The 19,475-nt window shown below is 37.2% G+C and carries 24 protein-coding genes; 19 read left to right on the top strand and 5 right to left on the bottom strand.

All coding sequences use genetic code 11. The features are described 5' to 3' along the window. The first annotated feature begins 2 nt into the window (after positions 1-2). From GRFL_RS15115 to GRFL_RS15210, 19 genes are all read left to right on the top strand, one after another. Positions 3-1,151 carry an efflux RND transporter periplasmic adaptor subunit gene (locus GRFL_RS15115; protein WP_423738271.1) on the top strand — a complete coding sequence of 383 codons (1,149 nt, stop codon included), beginning with the start codon at positions 3-5 and terminating at the stop codon, positions 1,149-1,151. A 101-nt stretch (positions 1,152-1,252) separates the two neighbouring features. Further along, complete coding sequence (locus GRFL_RS15120; protein WP_037321283.1) at positions 1,253-1,609, top strand: P-II family nitrogen regulator; 357 nt, start codon at positions 1,253-1,255, stop codon at positions 1,607-1,609. Beyond that, a complete protein-coding gene (locus tag GRFL_RS15125) occupies positions 1,602-2,018 on the top strand; it encodes a Fur family transcriptional regulator (protein ID WP_026934554.1) in 417 nt (138 codons plus the stop codon). Before GRFL_RS15120 ends, GRFL_RS15125 begins: the two co-directional genes overlap by 8 nt. A gap of 77 nt (positions 2,019-2,095) precedes the next feature. Further along, positions 2,096-2,326 carry a hypothetical protein gene (locus tag GRFL_RS15130; protein WP_026934553.1) on the top strand — a complete coding sequence of 77 codons (231 nt, stop codon included), beginning with the start codon at positions 2,096-2,098 and terminating at the stop codon, positions 2,324-2,326. A 13-nt stretch (positions 2,327-2,339) separates the two neighbouring features. Further along, complete coding sequence (locus tag GRFL_RS15135; protein WP_026934552.1) at positions 2,340-4,886, top strand: heavy metal translocating P-type ATPase; 2,547 nt, start codon at positions 2,340-2,342, stop codon at positions 4,884-4,886. After that, a complete protein-coding gene (locus GRFL_RS15140) occupies positions 4,883-5,674 on the top strand; it encodes a cation efflux transmembrane domain-containing protein (RefSeq protein ID WP_026934551.1) in 792 nt (263 codons plus the stop codon). The genes GRFL_RS15135 and GRFL_RS15140 overlap by 4 nt, the downstream gene beginning before the upstream one ends. Before the next feature lie 27 nt (positions 5,675-5,701). Then, a complete protein-coding gene (locus tag GRFL_RS15145) occupies positions 5,702-5,998 on the top strand; it encodes a hypothetical protein (RefSeq protein ID WP_026934550.1) in 297 nt (98 codons plus the stop codon). Between the two features lie 148 nt (positions 5,999-6,146). Beyond that, positions 6,147-6,674 (top strand): PH domain-containing protein, encoded by a 528-nt coding sequence (locus tag GRFL_RS15150; RefSeq protein ID WP_026934549.1) that lies wholly within the window; start codon positions 6,147-6,149, stop codon positions 6,672-6,674. Between the two features lie 112 nt (positions 6,675-6,786). Further along, positions 6,787-7,155, top strand: coding sequence for a PH domain-containing protein (locus GRFL_RS15155; RefSeq protein WP_158091613.1), 369 nt, complete (start codon positions 6,787-6,789; stop codon positions 7,153-7,155). A gap of 524 nt (positions 7,156-7,679) precedes the next feature. Further along, the gene (locus GRFL_RS18395; RefSeq protein ID WP_083645403.1) at positions 7,680-8,153 is read left to right on the top strand and encodes a PH domain-containing protein; all 474 of its coding nucleotides are present in this window, start codon (positions 7,680-7,682) and stop codon (positions 8,151-8,153) included. 994 nt (positions 8,154-9,147) lie between these two features. After that, entirely contained in the window at positions 9,148-9,507 is a 360-nt protein-coding gene (locus tag GRFL_RS15170) for a single-stranded DNA-binding protein (protein ID WP_026934547.1), read from the top strand. Positions 9,508-9,580: 73 nt separating this feature from the next. Next, the gene (locus GRFL_RS15175; RefSeq protein WP_026934546.1) at positions 9,581-10,030 is read left to right on the top strand and encodes a JAB domain-containing protein; all 450 of its coding nucleotides are present in this window, start codon (positions 9,581-9,583) and stop codon (positions 10,028-10,030) included. Between the two features lie 577 nt (positions 10,031-10,607). Further along, entirely contained in the window at positions 10,608-10,997 is a 390-nt protein-coding gene (locus GRFL_RS15180; protein WP_026934545.1) for a BfmA/BtgA family mobilization protein, read from the top strand. Positions 10,998-11,007: 10 nt separating this feature from the next. Next, positions 11,008-12,039 (top strand): MobB family relaxase, encoded by a 1,032-nt coding sequence (gene mobB, locus GRFL_RS15185; RefSeq protein ID WP_026934544.1) that lies wholly within the window; start codon positions 11,008-11,010, stop codon positions 12,037-12,039. Between the two features lie 19 nt (positions 12,040-12,058). Continuing rightward, positions 12,059-13,648, top strand: coding sequence for a type IV secretory system conjugative DNA transfer family protein (locus GRFL_RS15190; protein ID WP_083645404.1), 1,590 nt, complete (start codon positions 12,059-12,061; stop codon positions 13,646-13,648). A gap of 57 nt (positions 13,649-13,705) precedes the next feature. Then, the gene (locus GRFL_RS15195) at positions 13,706-14,188 is read left to right on the top strand and encodes a helix-turn-helix transcriptional regulator (protein ID WP_083645405.1); all 483 of its coding nucleotides are present in this window, start codon (positions 13,706-13,708) and stop codon (positions 14,186-14,188) included. Between the two features lie 197 nt (positions 14,189-14,385). Then, positions 14,386-14,628: a hypothetical protein gene (locus GRFL_RS15200; RefSeq protein WP_083645406.1), complete on the top strand. Its 243-nt coding sequence runs from the start codon at positions 14,386-14,388 to the stop codon at positions 14,626-14,628. Beyond that, on the top strand, positions 14,610-14,924 hold the full coding sequence (locus GRFL_RS15205; protein WP_083645407.1) for a type II toxin-antitoxin system RelE/ParE family toxin: 315 nt from the start codon (positions 14,610-14,612) through the stop codon (positions 14,922-14,924). Before GRFL_RS15200 ends, GRFL_RS15205 begins: the two co-directional genes overlap by 19 nt. 227 nt (positions 14,925-15,151) lie before the next feature. Further along, entirely contained in the window at positions 15,152-15,532 is a 381-nt protein-coding gene (locus tag GRFL_RS15210; RefSeq protein WP_257787372.1) for a nucleotidyl transferase AbiEii/AbiGii toxin family protein, read from the top strand. A gap of 34 nt (positions 15,533-15,566) precedes the next feature. Here GRFL_RS15210 and GRFL_RS15215 read toward each other — a convergent pair whose 3' ends face one another. From GRFL_RS15215 to GRFL_RS15235, 5 genes are all read right to left on the bottom strand, one after another. After that, a complete protein-coding gene (locus GRFL_RS15215) occupies positions 15,567-16,400 on the bottom strand; it encodes a DUF4138 domain-containing protein (RefSeq protein ID WP_083645409.1) in 834 nt (277 codons plus the stop codon). A 28-nt stretch (positions 16,401-16,428) separates the two neighbouring features. Beyond that, the gene (gene traM / locus GRFL_RS15220; RefSeq protein WP_083645410.1) at positions 16,429-17,358 is read right to left on the bottom strand and encodes a conjugative transposon protein TraM; all 930 of its coding nucleotides are present in this window, start codon (positions 17,356-17,358) and stop codon (positions 16,429-16,431) included. 11 nt (positions 17,359-17,369) lie between these two features. Next, positions 17,370-17,984 (bottom strand): conjugal transfer protein TraK, encoded by a 615-nt coding sequence (locus tag GRFL_RS15225; protein WP_083645411.1) that lies wholly within the window; start codon positions 17,982-17,984, stop codon positions 17,370-17,372. A 65-nt stretch (positions 17,985-18,049) separates the two neighbouring features. Beyond that, the gene (locus tag GRFL_RS15230; protein ID WP_083645412.1) at positions 18,050-18,895 is read right to left on the bottom strand and encodes a hypothetical protein; all 846 of its coding nucleotides are present in this window, start codon (positions 18,893-18,895) and stop codon (positions 18,050-18,052) included. Continuing rightward, positions 18,895-19,458, bottom strand: a complete 564-nt coding sequence (locus tag GRFL_RS15235; protein WP_423738272.1) for a conjugal transfer protein — start codon at positions 19,456-19,458, stop codon at positions 18,895-18,897. The genes GRFL_RS15230 and GRFL_RS15235 overlap by 1 nt, the downstream gene beginning before the upstream one ends. Positions 19,459-19,475 lie beyond the last annotated feature (17 nt).

A 19,475-nucleotide genomic window follows, 5' to 3' on the forward strand; every position in this document is an offset into this window, starting at 1 on the left:
ATTTGGAAAAAAATACTCAGGAAACTAAAGCATCGGATTCTAAAGAAACAGAAGGTAACAATGAAGAAGAAGGTGGCGGAATGCGCTCAGTGCATCTTTCAGAGATGAAATTCAATAGTCTGGGAATCAAAGTAGATACTTTAACTAAGAAAGCATTATCAGGAATAGTAGAAGCGAACGGGCAATTGGAAGTACCACCTCAATACGAAGCTACCGTGACGGCTGTCTTAGGCGGGAATATTAATTCAATAAAAGTTCTTGAAGGTGATAAGGTAAATAAAGGTCAGGTACTAGCGTATCTATCCCATCCCAATTTGACAAAAATACAAACGGACTATATCAATGCCTATAACCGGATGCAGTTTTTAGAAAAGGAATTTGCAAGACAGAAGCGATTATACGAGGCAGAAGTTGGTTCAGGAAAGTCATTTCAACAAACCCAGGCAGATTTTCAGTCCGTAAAGGGAGAGGTAAGTGGTTACGAATCCCAATTAAGACAGTTAAACTTGGGTGCCTCTCAAGTCAGAAATGGCAACCTGTATGAATATATCCCGGTAGTAAGCCCTATCGAAGGCTATATAGAAAAAGTAAAGGTGCAAATTGGCCAATATGTAGAACCGCAAACCAGCATGTTTATGGTGGTGGATAATGAACACGTGCATGCCGATCTAATGGTTTTTGAAAAGGATATTTATAAGGTGGAGGAAGGCCAAAAGATTGCTTTTACACTGGAATCAGTTCCCGGAAGCAATCTTACAGGAAAAATATATTCTGTAGGGAAGCAATTTGAACAAAACCCCAAAGCGGTACATGTTCATGCAGAGATAGATAATAAGGAAGATTATCTCATTCCAGGAATGTATATCAAAGGCAAAATCAGGACAGGAGAAGAAGCAGTACCTGCTCTACCTGAAGATGCAGTAATAGAAGAAGAGGGAAATCCTTACATCTTTACAGCTCAAAAACACCAGGAAGAAGGTAAAACAGAATGGGAATTAAAACCGGTGCAGGTAAGAACTGGGATAAATGAAGATGGATGGATTGAAATTAAACTGCTGGAGCCACTTCCGGAAGGTACCTTGGTTGCTTATAACAATGCCTATTACCTGGTCTCTGAAATGCAAAAAAGCCAAAATTCCCATGGTCATTAAATAGAATTTTAAAAATTTAGATGGATGGGCTCTCTGTAAAATGTTTGTTTTAATTAAAGTTTCAGAGGGTTCATCCTTAATAAAGAATTAATAAAACAGCGATGAAAGAAATAAAAGCATTTATAAAGCCAAAACGGGTTCAAATAGTGATAGAATCCCTTAGCGAAAGCGGATTCAAAAGTATGACGCTGTCTCAGGGGGAAGGTACCGGAGCATTTAAAGCAAAAGGCGCATCGCCTTCTTTGGATTTCCGTGTAACCGACAGCCCGGTGGTAAAGTTAGAACTGGTATGTCAAAATGAAGAAGCACAATCAGCAATCGATATTATACTTGAGAATTCAAAAACAACTGAACCCGGTGATGGAATTATTTATCTTTCAGATATTGAAGATGCCTTCCGAATAAAAACCGGAGAATCTTTGAATCGATCTGGATTAAATAATGATGGAAATGAGTGATATCGAAAAAAATTTAGAGGCACACGAAGTTCGGCCAACAGCCATGCGTATCCTGATCTATAAATTTATGGCCAAAAAAGACAGGGCCGTAACCCTTACCGAAATTGAAAATGCTTTTGGAAAAGCGGACCGGGCTACATTATCTCGAACAATACGCACATTTGAAACAAAGGACATTGTGCATCAAATAGATGATGGCACAGGCATACCAAAATATGCGCTCTGTGAAAGTGATTGTAATTGCGAAGTAGAACAGGACTTACATATCCACTTTCATTGCAATAATTGTGATGAAACTGTTTGTTTGACCGATCATAAGATTCCACATATTAACCTGCCAGAGGGATATATGGCAGAAAATGTAAACCTGGTAGTAAAGGGAATATGTGAGAAATGTAGTGGTGTTTAATTTTTGAAGAGAAAGGAAGCATATAAAAAAGAGGTGAAAATGGAACTATATAGTATGGTGATTACCAAAATCAGCTTATGGAAACAAAAAGAAAAAACGATTTAAAAAAGGCAAGAACGCTTCAAATATGGAATGTCATTTATGATACCATTGAAGTAATAGTATCTCTAATTGCAGGAATAACTGCCAATAGTTCTGCTCTTATAGGATGGGCACTGGACAGTACAATAGAAGTGATAAGTGCGGCCACATTAGGCGTTAAATATTTCGACCTTACCGAAAAAGAAGAGGTTAAAAGATGGATTTAAAACCAATAGGGATATGAAAAAATTACAACTCAAAATTCCGGTACTGCTACCTCAGGTGCCAAATGAAAAAGATACCTGTGTGCAAAGGCTCATTGAGGAATTAGAAGCCAAGGAAGGTCTTGATAAAGTGCATATAAAAGACGATCAGGAAGATACGGTGCCACAACTGTGTTTTCATTATGATCCCGACATTATTTCTATTGACCGCATTCAATCATTGGCAGAAAGAACCGGGGCTGAAATTACCGAGAAATATGGACATTTTCTTATAGAGGTTGAGGGGATTAGACATACCCGACATGCAAGAATTATAGAAAAGAGTCTGCTAAATACCAATGGTGTTTTGGAAGCTTCCGCCAATGCCGGAGGAATGATCCGTTTAGAATATGATAAACGAGAAACAAGTTTTGATGAGATAACTACAAAGCTCGAAAAAGAAAGCCTACAAGTCAAGAAATCTTCTTCTGGTCATGAAAATGGCTTTAAATCTTCGGAAAAAACCTCTGATAAATTAAATAAAGAAAATGAGATGAGCCAGGAACATCAGCATGAAGATGAGGATGAACTGAATCATAAAGAGGCTGATAGCCACGGCGCCGGCGAAGAACATTCCCACGCCCATGGAGGTATTTTTGGGAAAAATACAGAGCTTATTTTTGCTATTACTTGTGGTGTTTTGTTAGGAATAGGTTTTGGACTATCCTTTGTAGAATCAGTTCCGCAATGGGTTAGTCTTTCACTTTATATAGGAGCCTATTTCTTTGGAGGATTTTATACTGCTAAAGAGGCTGTGGAAACCGTAGCCAAAGGTGGATTTGAAATTGATTTTCTCATGCTGGTCGCAGCTATTGGAGCAGCTATTTTGGGAGAATGGGCAGAAGGGGCATTATTATTATTTCTCTTCAGCCTGGGGCATGCCCTGGAGCATTATGCAATGAACAAAGCACGCAAATCTATAGCCGCATTGGCAGAATTGGCACCAAAAACAGCTTTGGTTAAGAAAAATGGTAAAACGGAAGAAGTTGGTATCGAAAAACTCACTATTGGGGATATCATTGTCGTAAAACCAAATAGTAAAATATCTGCAGATGGCGTAGTGGTAGACGGGCAGAGTAGTGTAAACCAGGCTCCAATAACCGGGGAGAGTGTACCGGTAGATAAAGTTCCCGTAGAAAATGTTGAGCAGGATTACTCTGAGGTAGATGATATCAAAGATGAAAACCGCGTTTTTGCAGGAACGATCAATGGGAACAATACTTTGGAGATTAAAGTTATCAAAGCAGCCAAAGATTCAACGCTTTCCCGGTTGGTGAAACTGGTTAACGAAGCTCAGACTCAAAAATCGCCTACCCAGTTGCTCACCGATAAATTCGAAAAATATTTTGTGCCATCCGTTCTTATTTTGGTCGGAATTCTTTTGTTCGCTTTTTTTGTTATTGACGAACCCTTTAGCGCCAGCTTCTACCGGGCAATGGCGGTACTGGTAGCTGCAAGTCCCTGTGCGTTGGCAATCTCGACCCCAAGTGCTGTATTGAGTGGAGTGGCCAGAGCGGCCCGCGGCGGGGTATTAATTAAAGGCGGCCGACCTCTGGAAGATCTTGGAGAATTGACCGCTCTTGCCTTCGATAAGACCGGAACTCTAACGGAAGGAAAGCCTAAACTTACGCAAGTAATACCACTTGGTGATATTTCAGAAAATGAACTTCTCAAAATAGCAGTAGCCGTGGAAAGTTTGAGTGATCATCCCTTGGCCAAAGCAGTAGTTCGTGATGGAAAGGAGCGCCTGGAAGGCGAGGAAATCCCGGATGCCTCCAATCTGGAAGCCGTGTTAGGAAAAGGTATTAAAGCAACATTGGGAAATGATAAGATCTATGTTGGTAATTTGGATCTATACGAAGAACTAAATGATACTATTCCATCAGAAGAAATAACTACTAAAGTACGAGATCTTGAAGGTGGTGGAAACACCACGATGCTTCTTCGTAAGAATGGAGAATATATAGGCATCCTTGCTTTAATGGATACCCCCCGGGAGGCAGCAAAAAGGACCCTTTCTGAATTGAAGGAAATAGGAATTAAACGAATGATCATGCTTACCGGTGATAACCAGAAGGTAGCAGATGCAGTAGCAGAAGAAATTGGATTGACCGATGCCTGGGGTAGTTTATTGCCGGAAGAAAAGGTAGAGGCTATAAAAAAACTGAAAAAGAAAGAATCTAAAGTAGCAATGGTAGGCGATGGTGTTAACGATGCGCCTGCCATGGCAAATAGCACCGTAGGAATCGCTATGGGTGCTGCGGGAAGTGATGTTGCCTTAGAAACCGCTGATATTGCTCTTATGGCCGATAAATTGGAAACCCTTCCCTTTGCTATTGGATTAAGTAGAAAAGCTAAGGCAATTATTAAGCAGAATCTATGGGTAAGTCTTGGAATTGTGGCTTTGCTTATCCCCGCAACAATTTTTGGTTTCGCAAATATTGGAGTAGCGGTAGTTATACACGAAGGTTCCACACTTTTGGTAGTATTTAATGCCTTAAGACTTTTAGCTTATAAAAAATGAACAAAAGTACCTTCATAATCAATCAAATGGACTGCCCCTCCGAGGAGCAGATGATCAGGATGAAACTAGAATCTTATGAACAGATAAAATATCTTGATTTTGATATCCCCAATAGAAAACTTGAAGTATATCATCAGGAAGGGATTGAAGACATTCATTCCTCGATTTCCGAATTAAAATTGGGCGATAAATTTATACGATCAGAAAAGGCTGAGGTTCCAGTTGGAGAAGATGAAACTAAACAAAAAAATATCCTTTGGTGGGTATTGGGTATTAATTTTGGTTTTTTCCTTATTGAAATGACCACCGGTTGGATATCTTCTTCAATGGGTCTTATCGCCGACTCACTTGATATGTTAGCAGATTCGATAGTATATGCGTTAAGCTTATTTGCAGTGGGAGGTGCTGTTTCAAGAAAAAAGAAAGTCGCAAAATTCAGCGGCTATTTTCAAATGTTTTTAGCTACTCTGGGATTCGTAGAAGTCTTACGCAGGTTTCTTATGAGTAGTGAAACACCTTTATTTCAGTGGATGATTATTATTTCCTCTCTGGCCCTGGCAGGAAATTTAATTTCATTATGGCTAATCAATAAGGCTAAAAGTAAAGAGGCTCATATGCAGGCCAGTGCTATTTTTACTTCAAATGATATTATCGTAAATGGTGGGGTGATATTGGCTGGTATTCTGGTTTATTTTCTGAAGAGTAAATGGCCGGATCTAATTATAGGAGGTATTGTATTCACATTTGTGATGCGTGGGGCGATTAAAATATTAAAGATTTCCAAGTGAAGATAGTATAATAGTAAAAAGACTAAAATGAATGTATGGTTATGGGTAGGGGTATTAGTTCTTGCGGCATGGGCTGCTCATTGGGGTGCTGACCAACTCCTTACACCTTTAAAAATGTTACGTAAGCAATGGGGGCTTACGGCTTCTGCAGGAGCAGCTTTCCTTGCTATTGTAACGGCGAGCCCTGAAGTGGCAATTAATATTACAAGTGCTGCCCGTGGTGTTTCTGATATTGGCTTAGGAAATTTGCTGGGTTCCAATATAATTTCCATTCCGCTTATGGTAACTATCGCCTATGATTGCCGCTGCTGCCATGAGCTTTAGCTCAGTTTCAGTAATAGCCAATGCATTGAGATTGCGTACGAAAAAAATAGAATAAGTGAATTAAAGGTATGAGTACAAATTATATTTTATACCAGTCTTTGACAAGTTATTTTATCCAACAATAAGAAATAAATAAATTTGAAATGCGATGACCTCAAACCAGGCAGAATTTGAAAATAAACAACTGGATATAAATTCTTTACCTCGATTTACTGAAGTGGAATTCTATCGGCTCGATCATAAGTATCTGATTAAGCTAAATATTCGGACTGGTATTGGTGCATTAGTAATTTTGGGAGCTTTAATTGTAGGATACTTTCTTATGATAGAATTCAAAATATTAATCCTTTGGTCTGCAATTCTTTTCTTACCGATTTTCTTATGGTTATTCTATCGCAATTTTGAGCTACAGAAAAGAAATGGATATGCTTTAAGAGAAAGAGATATAATTTTTAAAAGAGGTTTTCTCCATGAAAAAATAACAATCGTACCATTCAATAGGGTGCAACATGTCTCGGCTAGAAAAGATTTATTGGACAAATTCTTGGGAATTTCATCTTTGGCAATTTTTTCTGCAGGTGGTTCAGCCAGTGACATTACTATTTCTGGACTTCTTTCGAGAAATGCGGAAGCATTAAAGGAAGCTATCTCAAAAAGGGTGTCTTCTAATGGATAGCAGTAATTTCCATCGGCCACAGAGGCAGTCTAAAATAGGAGTGATACTTGTTTTTGGGAACAGCCTTTATCTTCTTTTTAAGAATTTGTGGTTTTTGGGGATCTATTTTTTCATGAACGAATTAGATTCTCAAACAATCCTTAATGCTGCTATCGTGGCTACTATAATTTTTATTTTAGCTTTAGCTTATAGTATCCTTTATTTTTCGAGGTTTGTTTTTTTAATTAATCCTAGAACTGAGGAATTTGTACTTCAAAAAGGGGTTTTCAATTCTCAAACTATCAGCCTCCCTTTCAATAAAATCCAGCAGGTCAATCTTAGGAGAAACCTTGTGCAGCGATTAATAGGTGTCTATAGTGTTTTAATCGATACTGCGGGGAGCAAAGAAAAAGAGGAGGAAATAAAGGCTTTATCCAGGATAAAGGCAGAGAAACTTGCAGAACTTCTTATAAGTTATTCCCGGCTGGAAGAAAACATTTAGCAAGAAGAAAAAGAAGAAAAAGCCGCTGAAGACTGGCATTTTTCTTTAAACATTCTCCAGCTTCTAAAGCTCGGGTTAATCAGCAACTACCTGCGCGGGCTTCTTCTGTTGATCACTTTCTACCTTACTCTCAAAGATCAGTTTTTCTTAAATAAATTCATCCCTCCCGAATTCATCATGGTGGAGCCAAACTTAGACTCTCCTTTAAGCGTCTGGAAAATTATACTTCTGCTATTGGCGATAATTACAGTCACTGTGGCGGACACCTTCATTAAATATTATGGCCTTCGTCTTAAAAAATCCAACTCAGGACTACAGGTAGAGATGGGGCTTCGGAAAAATAAAAAGGTGAGCTTAAAAGCAAAAAGAGTACAGGCTATTGAAATTTTGAACAATCCTTTTCAACAAAGGCTTAATCTCCAAAAGATCAAATTTTTTTGGCAAGCAGCCCGAATGATCCTGAGAAAAGTATTACTACCATTCCCGGTATTTCCCAAGAACTTTTGTCAAAGATCCTTGGATATATGCATGTTAATCCAATAAAGAAACAGGTTACTCAAATCATTCCTAATAAGTTACTTATTTTTAAAAAGATCAGTGCAGGATTTCTACCCTTGCTCCTTATTCCTATTATATCGAAATTTTACAATCTTAATTTACCTTTAAAATGGTTGATCATCATTATATCAGTTTATTCGGTTATTCTCTTGGGATATCAACTTCTATATTTTCGATCTTTGCGCCTAAGTTTTTCGGAGGAATTTATTCTAAAAAATTCTGGTGTATGGGAAAATAAACAGCAGTACCTGGAAATCTGGAAACTACAAGCTGTTTCAATTTCGCAACCGCTCTGGTATAGAAAGAAAAATCTCGTAACTCTCACTTTCCATTCAGCCGGAGGGGATGTTAGCTTCGAGCTGATAGATCGAAATAAAGCAGAATCCTTAATGGATTATGTACTTTATAAAATTGAAAGTACTTCCAGAGGATGGATGTAGAGTCAAATCAGGAACTATAAAGAACTATGGCGGAAATAATACTTGGAGATAATCTGTTTCTACTCTAAATTTTATGGTATTTAGTTTAGTGTATAAATTGACATTAACTATCAGTGAATTGAAACAATTATAAAATGGCACTGATTTAAAGGAACAAATCAACAATACTTTGAATATATAGCCTGTAAATTCTATTTAAAACTTAGAGGAGTTTAGACCAATACTCTCCTTTTAGAAGTGAATTTATGATTTTCGCATTTCCATGGTTAATAGATATTGTTCTTAATCCAGTTATAACAATATTAAAAACTATAACACGTCTTTTTAACAGATAGCTAGGTCGAATCACTAATTAATTAGGAACCAAAAAAAAATTACCATGTATTTCGTTTGGAATAAAAAAAACGCCAAAGATTGTGACTATTAATCTCATTAATTTTCTGGTTGTAAATCAGTCAGCACATTACCGCTTCATTCTGCAAAATGCTCCATGTCGGGTAAAAAGCTTCCTTTAGGATATCTTGAGCATCCTTTTCATTTTTCTCTTGATGTATTCGATATATAGTAATTTGTGCTCATCCTATAGTCTTATTCTATAAACTAAATAATAAAGGACGCCCGCTAAATCGGAATTCCATTTATCCATTTACTTCGCTTCCGGTTGTTTTTTAATTTCAGCATTTCCATTTCCTTCCCGGCCGTTGCTGTTCCTACCTTTTTTGTAATGCAAAATACCAATATTTAGAAGTTAGTACAGACTGCATAAGCCAGTCGCATACTCCTTTTTATAAGTCTTCCCTAATTCTAACTCTTGAAAATGTATCAGCATCAAAAAAGGTAACAGCACACGGCTCTATAGGAAGTAAATCAAATAAAAATCTCATGAAATCATTTCAAAACAACATACCCGGAAGCGAAGTAAAAAAAATCAAAAACAGGAAAACGCCCCGGATATAATAAGTAAATCAATTATTAATTTTTAAATCTTTTAATTATGAGTACGCTTAGAAACAAAGTTCAGTTAATCGGAAATGTGGGACAAACCCCGGAAATCAAAAATCTTGAAAGTGGTAAAAAAGTAGCCAGCTTTTCAATTGCAACCAATGAATTTTATAAAAATTCAAAAGGGGAAAAAGTACAGGATACGCAATGGCACAATGTTGTGACATGGGGAAAAACCGCTGAAATCGTAGAGAATTATGTGGGCACTGGAAAAGAAATTGCCATTGAAGGTAAATTGACCACTCGATCCTATGAGACCAAAGAAGGAGAGAAGCGATATGTCACCGAAGTGGTAGCCAGTGAAATTCTTCTTTTAGGTAATGGAACTGCTAAGACAGAAAGCCAGCAGTAGTTAATTAATAGAGGGCGGGTACTTGCTCACGGTAACGCCCTCTTTTTCAATTTTAACCTTAAATCAGATTAAAATGAAAACGAAAGTTAATGAAATATCGATAAAATATCAGGGGAATTTTAAGATCTCTCAGGCGCCTAAAATAAGTTCATCCGTTAATGCTGCTGAACTATTATACAATACCTGGAACAAAGACCAGATCGGCTTGCAGGAAACTTTTAAAGTAATGCTGCTTAATAACGCAAATAAAGTGAAAGGTATTTTTGAAGTTTCTACCGGTGGAATTACAGGTACTTTGGTAGATCTACGCATCTTGTTTGCGGTTATTCTTAAAAGCCTTTCCTGTTCTGTAATCCTTGCACATAATCATCCGTCCGGAACTTTGAAACCGAGCGAAGCAGATAAACGCCTGACTGAAAAAATTACCAAAGCAGCGGAACTGTTAGATATTAAAGTCCTGGATCATTTAATACTGACACCAGATGGTGATTATGTAAGCTTTGCGGATGAAGGTATCCTGTAAACTATTTTTTAATCCCTTATAAAATACCTCTAAAAACTTTAGGGGTATTTTTTTATTCTACCCCTCAAATTTTTATTAGTTACCGGTAGTCTAAAATTTTAGAAAAGGAAAATTCGCTGTTACCTGAATCTTCCTTTTTTAATTTCTAAGTATGGAAATAAATGAATAATAAAACTAAAAAATTTTAGCTATTCTATAGCATATTAATTTCCTTTTGAAAAAAAATATGGTATATTTAATTAGCTGAACTTCAGCACATAGTTTTATGTAAGGTATCCCAATTTTTGACTTTCGCTGATATCCTTACCAATCATAATTTTTTACATAATGGAATTTTATTCCTCAAAATGCAAATGGACATTGGTCTAGTTTGTATGAGATTTTTGTCCCGCCTGGCGGGACGAAAAGGAATAGCAAGAGGATAACGGGCAAAGCCGCGTTATATATTTCATCTCAATTTTAAATAACTGAATATCAGTTATTTAAAATTAAATTATTTAAATTCTGGGAATTCGGAAATCATTTTTTACTAAAATCCTTCCGCAGCCCTTAAAAATAGTCAGTTTTTTACTAAAAAATGGATGAAGAATATAAAAAAGAGCAATTTGAGACTTTAAAGATCAAGTCTTCTGTGGCTAAAAAATTTAGACGGTTTAGCCGTGCTATGTCAAAATCTCAATCGATAAGCCTACTGTTGATGCTGGAGTTTTTTGAGGATAATGGAATTTCTCCAACGGAATCTATGGGCCCTAAAATGCAAACCCTGGAAAACCTGATCAAAAAAAGGATCAGTGGAGTCATCGCTATCTTAAAAGATATTGAGAAAGGACAAACCAAACCAACGGTAGCCATGATGCAATCTTTGTTTCAGGAAGCTGAACCTAAAAAACAAACCCTGATTCTGGAGAAGAAAAATACGGAAGAAAAGCAACCCAAATATCAGGAACGAAATCAACAAGACTTATAAATTATTAAAGATGTATATCACCATCACAGCACAAAAATTAGGGGGAAATTATTCTCAAGGATCTGCCGACTTTGTTGACTATCTGGAAAAGGAAAATGAGGGATTGGATTCGCAGGATAAGGAGTTCTTTTTCAATCAGTATAATGATCAAATTTCAGCAGAGGAAGTAGTTCGGGAAATTGATGCCAATACCGCTAAACTGGAAAAAACGGAACCAAGGTTTTATTCTATTACGATAAGCCCTTCAAAATACGAGTTGAACAGGTTGAAAAACAACAGCGAAGATCTAAAAAAATATACCCGCGAAGTGATGAAAGATTATGTGGCTTCTTTTAATCGTGAACTCAATGGCCGACCGGTCAATATTGATGATATAAAATACTACGCCAAAATTGAACATCAACGATTTTTTAAAGGCACCGATAAACAGGTACGGGAAAATCAGCCCTTTGCTACCAAAATACTTCAACTAAAAAATGATATCCAAAAAGTTGAGCGCGGAGAACAACCTGGGAATATTGCTCAGATGAAACGGGAGATCAATAAACAGGAAAAAGCAGCTCCCCATAAACAAGCGGGGCAACGAATTGTACAGGGAATGCCCAAAGAAGGGAACCAAAGCCATATCCATATTATAGTGAGCCGTAAGGATGCTTCGAATAAGTATAGCTTATCTCCCGGTAGCAAATACAGAGCATCGAAGGTTGAATTAAATGGGAAAACAGTCAAACGGGGTTTTGATCGTGATAAATTCTTTGGAAAAGCTGAAAAAACATTCGATAAGAACTTCGGATATCAACGAAACTTCGTGGAAACCTATACTGCCAGGAAAGAGTTCATTAAAAACCCTAGAAGTTATTTTTCAAATTTGATGAAACTGCCAACCAGTGAAAAAGCAATTGCCATGAAAATGCTAAAAGGAACCGGAATGCCCATGATGCCAAACATCCCAACCAATAAAGCCCAGTTGGCTTTAAAAGTTTTTAACCGGTTGAGAAGGGGAGTGGATATAGCAGTTAAATCAAGCTCTATCGGAATTTAAATGAAATAATATAAATGATATGGAAGAATTCAACATTGTAAATACCACCATAATCGTCATTTTTTGTAGTCTGCTTTTCTACGGTTTATACCGTATTTCCAGATATGCATTTTTGATCAATTCCCTTTTGCTAATAGGGTTTATTCTTTTCTACTTTTATCCCCAGCTGATTATAGAAGGCCTACTGTTTGTGGGTTGCCCCTTATTACTAATCAATACGGTTTTCTATGTTTTTTGTCATTCCACTGAAATAAAGGGTAAGGTTGCCAGGAAGTACCAGGTAAATTTTAAAACCAGTGGCAAAGACTTTAAAATTGCTAACATCAAACGCGGTGCGTCGATTATCGGGTCTGCCGGTAGTGGAAAAACGGAAAGTGTGGTCTATGGTTTTCTAAAGCATTTTCAGCAGTACAATTTCTGTGGGGTGATTCATGATTACAAGGATTTTGAACTTACCGAAATGGCTTATCCGCTTTTTAAGGATTCAGATATTCCTTTTAAGATCATCTCCTTTGATAAGATTATCCACCGGGTCAATCCGATTGCACCCCGCTATCTGGAAAATGAAGAGAGCGTCAATGAAATTTCCAGAGTTCTCATTGAGAATCTATTAGAGCAAAAGGAATCAGGCACAAGCGGAACCACAAAATTCTTTAATGATGCTGCAGAAGGTTTAATAGGAGGGATGATCTGGAAATTGAAAACATCCTATCCACAATATTGTACATTGCCCCATTTAATAGCGATTTACCAGTTTCTGGATACAGATAGCCTTATTGCCTTTTTGGAATCAAACAGGACTTCCAGGGCAATGGCCGATGCCTTTATTAGTGGAAAAGATTCAGAACGGCAAACAGCCGGAGTTAAGAGTACGCTGGCCAACGCCTTAAAAAGGATTAGTACCCAAAGCATTTTTATGACTTTGTCTGCAGATGACATACCGCTTAATATTAATCATCCCGAAAATCCGGCCGTGATCTCTGTGGTGAACAATCCTAAATTTGAATCTTCATACGCCGCTGTTATTGCGGCTATTATACATACTATTACCAAGCAAATGAGTGTACGTAACTCTAATTCGTCCTTCCTTTTGATGGAGGAAGCACCGACTATACGTCTGCTGAACATGTACCGTATTCCGGCCACCTTAAGAAGTTATGACATCGCTACCATATATGTGATGCAGGACAAGATACAGAATGATATGATGTATGGAGACAAGGCAAGCAAAGCTATATTGAGTAATCTTTCTTACCAGTTTTTCGGTAAAGTAAACGATCCGGATACCGCCAAATATTATGAACGTTTCTTTGAAATTATCAAAGATCAGACGAGGAGTGTAAGTAGGGGCCATAATCTTAATTTTGATACCCGGGTCATTACGGGAGAAAATGAAATTCCAAAGATCAGAGCTGATGTATTCTTTCGATTAAAGCAAGGCGAGTTTATTACCTATGCCGATGGTAAAGACAGAAAGGTGCAGTTTAAATTACCACCCATTCCACGAAAGCATCCTGGAGAATCGCAGACATTCTCTCAAAAAGATTTGGAAATTAATTTTGAGAGAATACACCAGGAAGCTCAATCCATTTTTAATGGAAATGTATAAGGAGTTGCAATTGCTACTAAAATTTAAAAAAATATGTAAACAAAATTTTATATTTGGATGATGGATAGATTATTTAAATACAAGGGAATCCATCCAGGGATTATTCTTGGTAGAGAGTTAGAGAAGCGTTCTATAAAACAACACCCATTCGCTCTGAGTATTGATGAATATCCACAAACCTTAAATACAATTATAAAGGGTAAAAGAAACCTAAATACATCTTTAGCGCTAAAAATAGAGGATAAGCTTAATTTAAAGGAAGGAACACTCGCTATTCTACGAACCTATTATGATATCGTTCAGGAAAAGGAAAAGCTTAATTTGAAAACACCTAAACTCTCTTTACTTAGAAAATCACTTTTTTGGGATACTGATTTCAATCGAATAGATTGGATAAAACAATATAGAGCTGTTATTAAAAGGATCTTTGAACGTGGTAACTTTACTGAAAAAAAGGAGATCCTTCGGTTTTATGGTAAAAAAAAGGTAAAGACTGTATTAGATACAATAACTCGACCTTCATTTCCTACTATTAACTAACTACCACATTAAACTGCATGATAGCTTAATAAAATTAATGGCTGCCAAAGAATTCAAAGAATTCCGAATGGTAGGTGGGATGCCCTGAGTTTATAGATCGAACATCGCGAATTCGTAGATACCGATCTATTTAGTGATGGACAACATTAGGGAAAACGAGCAATTTTTCGGATATTTAGACCTTAAATTCAAGTAAAATGGCAACAGTAGACAATATACGAAACGGATTGATTGATAAGATACTATCAATTAGAAATAAAGATTTTTTAGTCGCTCTTGATAAATTAATTACATCAAGTTCATCTGAATCGGACATTATTGAATTGACACAAGAGCAAAAAATAATGCTGGAGATGAGTGAAAAGGATATTAAAAATGGAAAACTGATTTCTCAAGAAGCAATGGACAAAAGAAATCTGGAATGGCTAAACGCAATATAATTTGGACTCGAACAGCTGACATTCAATTTGTGGGAATATTAGAATATTGGGCAAATAGGAATAAATCTAATATCTACTCTAAAAAACTTCTAAAATTAGTTTCGGAAAGGACAAAACAAATTGCTGAACAACCATTAATTTTTAAAATTACTGACTTTAAAGACACTAGAGTCGCTTCTCTCGGAAATTTTAGCATTTTCTATAAATTGCATAATAAAGAAATTATAATCACTGCATTTTGGGATAACCGACAAAATCCTAAGAACCTGTTGAAAATATTGAAAAACAAAAAATAACATTGCCTAACAATCGTTAAAAGTAATTACTTGTGTTCGACTACTTCTGAAAATTTTAGCGAATTTTTAGTTTGGCTTGTACTTGCTAAACCTTGTAACATTTCATAGCCGAGCCTAACTCAGATTATGGTACCATCAACTTTGAAGGATTAATTACATAACTGGAATTAAGCTTTCTATATATAGACCATTTAACCGCTCCACCAGCGCTTGGGAAATCTTATATAATAGGAACTGATCAGGATGAAACTATAAAATTAGATGTCTTTTACACGGACCACTTTCTTCAACCACCTTTATTAGAGGATGGGATACGAATGGCTACCCTGGAAGAGATCATAGCTATAAAAATAGATGTGGTCCAGCGAGGAGGTAGAAAGAAGGATTTCTGGGATCTACATGCACTTTTCAACTCCGATATGCTGGACCTACATAAGAACCGATACCCCTATACGCACGAGAGAAATACTATCATTGAGAACTTCACCAATTTTTCCCAGGCTGATGATGATTTTGATCCCATCTGTCTTCATGGAAAATACTGGGAATTTATAAAAGATGATATTGAACAGCTGGTTAATTCGTGGCGGCGATCCAATAAGGATTAGTGAATTTAATTACGTTCTGACCATTAAAATTTTTTCAGTTAGGATTATTTATAAACCGGTGAGAGACTTTTAAAAGTAAATCCCTTTCTCCTTTTCCTTCGTTCAGCTCCACTAAGACATGCCGGTCATTGCTCAGGGAAAATTTAGGAAATACATAGACCAGTCTTGCCCTTTGGCCTTCTTTAATCTTCACCGGAGTTTTATACTTGAATATAGATTCTTTTATAATGGTTTGCATCGACTTTTTCTTTCCCTTTTGCCTGGTTTTCACGGATAAATTCAGAAAATTAACATCATAATCCAGGCTGGATTCATTTTCAATCTGAATGACAAAATACAATTCATTTTGGTTGAAAACTATATTCTCAATACTTAACAGAATACCCTGATTTTTTGTCTTTAACCTGCCAATCTTTTCTTTTTTACCCAGTAGATAGGAACAAAAATTTAGATAGTGAATATCCTTTTCTAGCTTTTTCTTTTGGAGTTTTGTTTCCTTAGCAGTAACGGATATATCGCGTTTTTCAGTGCCAATACGTTCTGTACTCCGCACAAAATAATTTAATCTGGAAAGCTGCTTCTTATATTTCAGAATATAAGAGTAGACCGACCCACCAGCATCTATGACTAGAAGATTACTTTCTGTACCCGGTTTGGCCTGTAATAAGCCAAAATGTTGCTGTCTTTCTCTGTTGTGGGTGAACACGAAATGGTCCGCACCGGTAATAGCCTGGCTGATAGGCTGAGGAAAAAATAAGGCCACGTTTTTATACTCATTGGCAAATATCGTGTCCAAACGTTCCATCTTTTGAGAATAAAGTTGGGCGGTAGTTAAAAGGATCGCGGAAATTAGAAGATATGGTTTCATAACAAAGGATTTTAGTAAAATCAGGAATTCATATACCCGGTTTTAGGATTAGTTTATAGTTATTTAAGACCGTAACTTTTACATTACGATTTTTGGTTTTTAGAAGTTTTCCTACGCCACTGACCTGTGGAACACTGGGTATATTGATCTCTCCCAAAAGATCATCCAGAACCTCGGTAGTTGCTTCCTCGCGAAAATTATTTTCCACATAAATACCTTCACTACCATCCTGTATATCATATGCTTTTAAAGTGGTAGGTTGATGTTTTATATTTTCAATTTCAATAAGCACCCGGTTAGGCTGAAAGCTTATAAAGCCAAAAATGGAGGTATTCTTTGGGATCTTCCTGGTACCTATAGTTGCATCCTGGTCTAGTCGTAACCGGATCCGGGAATTAGACCTGACTACCTGGGTGCCATCCACAACAACCCGTATTTCGGAATCAGTACTTCCGGAAATCGTGTTTTTGTTTGATGTAGGATTGGAGGCAAAAAATAGTTGATGCTCCAGTCCCATCTCCTTAGTCTGAATTTTCCGTTCTTCCCGGATTGCTGATGTATCTGGACGAGGGAGTGTCCTTCTAGGGGATGTCGTAGGAGGCGAAGCCATGGCCTGTACTTCTGAAGCCCTGCGTTCTCCCAGGAAATAAATACTATCTATGATCCGCTTTTTTTCTTTTTCAGGAAGTTCCGGATCATAATAACCCAAGGAATCCATTAATTTCTCATCATATATACTGGGAACATTTGTCTCTCTTACCTCTTTCAGGTCATTGATAGCATCTAGCTTGGAATCATAGGATGGTGGCTCCTCCCTAAGCTCCGGAACGGGAGCATGATTTAATTGCTTGGGCGCGTCCTGATCATCATTCATAATCATTATCGTATAAGAGATCAAAAAGATGACAACGATAGCGACGATACTCACTACTACAATTTTATTCTTTTCTATTTTCATGATGATATTTTTTAGGATTCCGGAATTATCTTTCTAAGGCTGTTTTCAAAGTAATCCGTGATCAGAAGGCCATGTGGATTATTAGGGAAATGCCGATCTACTGTTATAAGTTTTCCTGTGGAAATAAGTTCATAGGTGTCGACAACAGTGCCCCGATTGATTTCAAAAATGGTCGTTGTTCGGAATCTGTAATGATCCTCCATCTCTTCAATATCCGACTCTATACTTTGTACTTTTTGAACCAGAGAATACTGAAGCAGACGATTATATACCCCATCAGCCCTTTTCTGTCGATATAAGTCGGCTACAGAACCATTTCCCAGCCATAATGCCTTTTCAAGATTTTTCTCATAACTGTTAGCATCAATATCATAAAAATAGGTATGGAATAAGCTTAGGTGTGCTAATGCTTCCACCCTGAAATTCTCTTTTTGTGTAACCAGTTTTAAGGGAATAATACTTCCGTCATTATTGATCGCAAAAGCTGAATTCAAGGCTTTTCTATTAGTTGTGAATGTAACCCACAGAGCAAAAGCACTGAATATTTGTGCGCTGATAACGATTGCTAAAACCAAAAACCGATTAAGTTTTAATACGGTGTAAATATCTTTATATGGTGTTTTCATAATGATTGTTTTAGTGTTTATACATCTGCTGACTCTGATTTATCGATTCTATAACCATCGGCATTTTAACTCGTAAATAATCTCAACGTAAAGGAGATGGCTCGACGGTATAACTTGAATTTTAGAAACACGATAAACCCAATAGAACCCAATTCTACTACCGGAGCAAAGAAATTACTGTCATAATCAGTTCCAAACAGGTTTTGCCAGAAGTTGGTATTGATCTCCGTGTAGATCGCGTTAATAAATACATTGACCAGGAAAAATGCGGGAACAAGCATATATACTCCCGCATATATTCTGAAAAAGCTATAGGCCATCGAACGGAACTTTTCGAATACTGAAAGACTAAGTATCAATGGGAAGAATGCCTGCATGATTCCCAGGATAAAATAACGCTCCGCAAGGAAAAGAGGATAAATGAACAGATCTATTATCCATAAGAATAGGCTAATTAGAAATGCAAAGGTTTTAAATCCATATAATGGTGTGACCAATGCTTCATATAATAAGGCCATTGCTTTTCGCATAGCGTCCAGTGCTGACACATCTTCTTCTATCGGGATCTCTTGCATTTGCAAGGGTAGGAGGGCAGGAGCGGTTTCCCGATATTGGTTTTCTATGGCCACCAGGATCCCATCAAAGAATCCTAAGATTTGCGTGGAGAATATTACCAGTAATACCACGGCAAAATTCTTTGCTAACTCCGCCGGGCTCAGCCCCCAGGTATAGCCATCTTTTTCCACGATCCCCTCGTTATACTTCTTTAGGATGTTGACCAGAAAGAAAAGGACAGCTAAGGTTTTCATGCCTACGATAGTATACTGAGAAAATTCACTACTCTGAATCGTCTGGAATACAGTATCAATATATTCAAGCCCTATTGCTGATATGATGGTGCCCGATGTCATTAAAAGCTGGTTTCCCGGTTATTGATCTTATCCTGCATTTTTCGAAATGAGATGATCTGCTGATACCGTTTGGTCTTTAATCGAACATCGTTCACCATTTCCTGGCTTTCCAATTCCTTTTGCTTTAAAACCTCGGCCCGTTCTGCATCAGTCATTTTCAAATGATCACTGGATAAGATCTCATCGATAAAATCCATCGTTGCCAGGGAATTCTCCACCACCGTATTAAAAGATTCGGTCACCCTTGTTACTTCATCGGGTTTGATATAGGGAGAATCCAGAATATCTCGAAGATCATTCTGCATAACATTAATTAATCGCTGATTATTTCTGCCGATCTCCCTGACAGCCTGTAAATCCTTAATTACACCATTGACCTTTTCAATATTCTCCTTCTGAGCTTTTAGAAAATTAACCGTCTTTACCAGATTGGCAGTTTGTTTAGCAGATTCTACCAGCGATTTGACCAGACTGATAAAATTCGTGTTGTCATATACAGGCATTCCCTGGGCTAACATGGGGCCTGATGCAAGCAGAGCCATCGTTATGACCATGATCATCATTTTATTTTTATTAAATA

This window comes from Christiangramia flava JLT2011, from assembly GCF_001951155.1.
Classification (GTDB): Bacteria; Bacteroidota; Bacteroidia; order Flavobacteriales; family Flavobacteriaceae; genus Christiangramia; species Christiangramia flava.

Coding starts and splice junctions, on each gene's coding strand:
- GRFL_RS15200 (WP_083645406.1), top strand. CDS start 14,386: ATGGCAACAGTAGACAATATACGAAACGGATTGATTGATAAGATACTA.
- GRFL_RS15125 (WP_026934554.1), top strand. CDS start 1,602: ATGAGTGATATCGAAAAAAATTTAGAGGCACACGAAGTTCGGCCAACA.
- GRFL_RS15150 (WP_026934549.1), top strand. CDS start 6,147: ATGACCTCAAACCAGGCAGAATTTGAAAATAAACAACTGGATATAAAT.
- GRFL_RS15235 (WP_423738272.1), bottom strand. CDS start 19,458: ATGATGATCATGGTCATAACGATGGCTCTGCTTGCATCAGGCCCCATG.
- GRFL_RS15230 (WP_083645412.1), bottom strand. CDS start 18,895: ATGACATCGGGCACCATCATATCAGCAATAGGGCTTGAATATATTGAT.
- GRFL_RS15215 (WP_083645409.1), bottom strand. CDS start 16,400: ATGAAACCATATCTTCTAATTTCCGCGATCCTTTTAACTACCGCCCAA.
- GRFL_RS15120 (WP_037321283.1), top strand. CDS start 1,253: ATGAAAGAAATAAAAGCATTTATAAAGCCAAAACGGGTTCAAATAGTG.
- GRFL_RS15180 (WP_026934545.1), top strand. CDS start 10,608: ATGGATGAAGAATATAAAAAAGAGCAATTTGAGACTTTAAAGATCAAG.
- GRFL_RS15175 (WP_026934546.1), top strand. CDS start 9,581: ATGAAAACGAAAGTTAATGAAATATCGATAAAATATCAGGGGAATTTT.
- GRFL_RS15225 (WP_083645411.1), bottom strand. CDS start 17,984: ATGAAAACACCATATAAAGATATTTACACCGTATTAAAACTTAATCGG.
- GRFL_RS15145 (WP_026934550.1), top strand. CDS start 5,702: ATGAATGTATGGTTATGGGTAGGGGTATTAGTTCTTGCGGCATGGGCT.
- GRFL_RS15195 (WP_083645405.1), top strand. CDS start 13,706: ATGATGGATAGATTATTTAAATACAAGGGAATCCATCCAGGGATTATT.
- GRFL_RS15170 (WP_026934547.1), top strand. CDS start 9,148: ATGAGTACGCTTAGAAACAAAGTTCAGTTAATCGGAAATGTGGGACAA.
- mobB (WP_026934544.1), top strand. CDS start 11,008: ATGTATATCACCATCACAGCACAAAAATTAGGGGGAAATTATTCTCAA.
- GRFL_RS15130 (WP_026934553.1), top strand. CDS start 2,096: ATGGAAACAAAAAGAAAAAACGATTTAAAAAAGGCAAGAACGCTTCAA.
- GRFL_RS15205 (WP_083645407.1), top strand. CDS start 14,610: ATGGCTAAACGCAATATAATTTGGACTCGAACAGCTGACATTCAATTT.
- traM (WP_083645410.1), bottom strand. CDS start 17,358: ATGAAAATAGAAAAGAATAAAATTGTAGTAGTGAGTATCGTCGCTATC.
- GRFL_RS15140 (WP_026934551.1), top strand. CDS start 4,883: ATGAACAAAAGTACCTTCATAATCAATCAAATGGACTGCCCCTCCGAG.
- GRFL_RS15155 (WP_158091613.1), top strand. CDS start 6,787: ATGAACGAATTAGATTCTCAAACAATCCTTAATGCTGCTATCGTGGCT.
- GRFL_RS15135 (WP_026934552.1), top strand. CDS start 2,340: ATGAAAAAATTACAACTCAAAATTCCGGTACTGCTACCTCAGGTGCCA.
- GRFL_RS18395 (WP_083645403.1), top strand. CDS start 7,680: ATGCATGTTAATCCAATAAAGAAACAGGTTACTCAAATCATTCCTAAT.
- GRFL_RS15190 (WP_083645404.1), top strand. CDS start 12,059: ATGGAAGAATTCAACATTGTAAATACCACCATAATCGTCATTTTTTGT.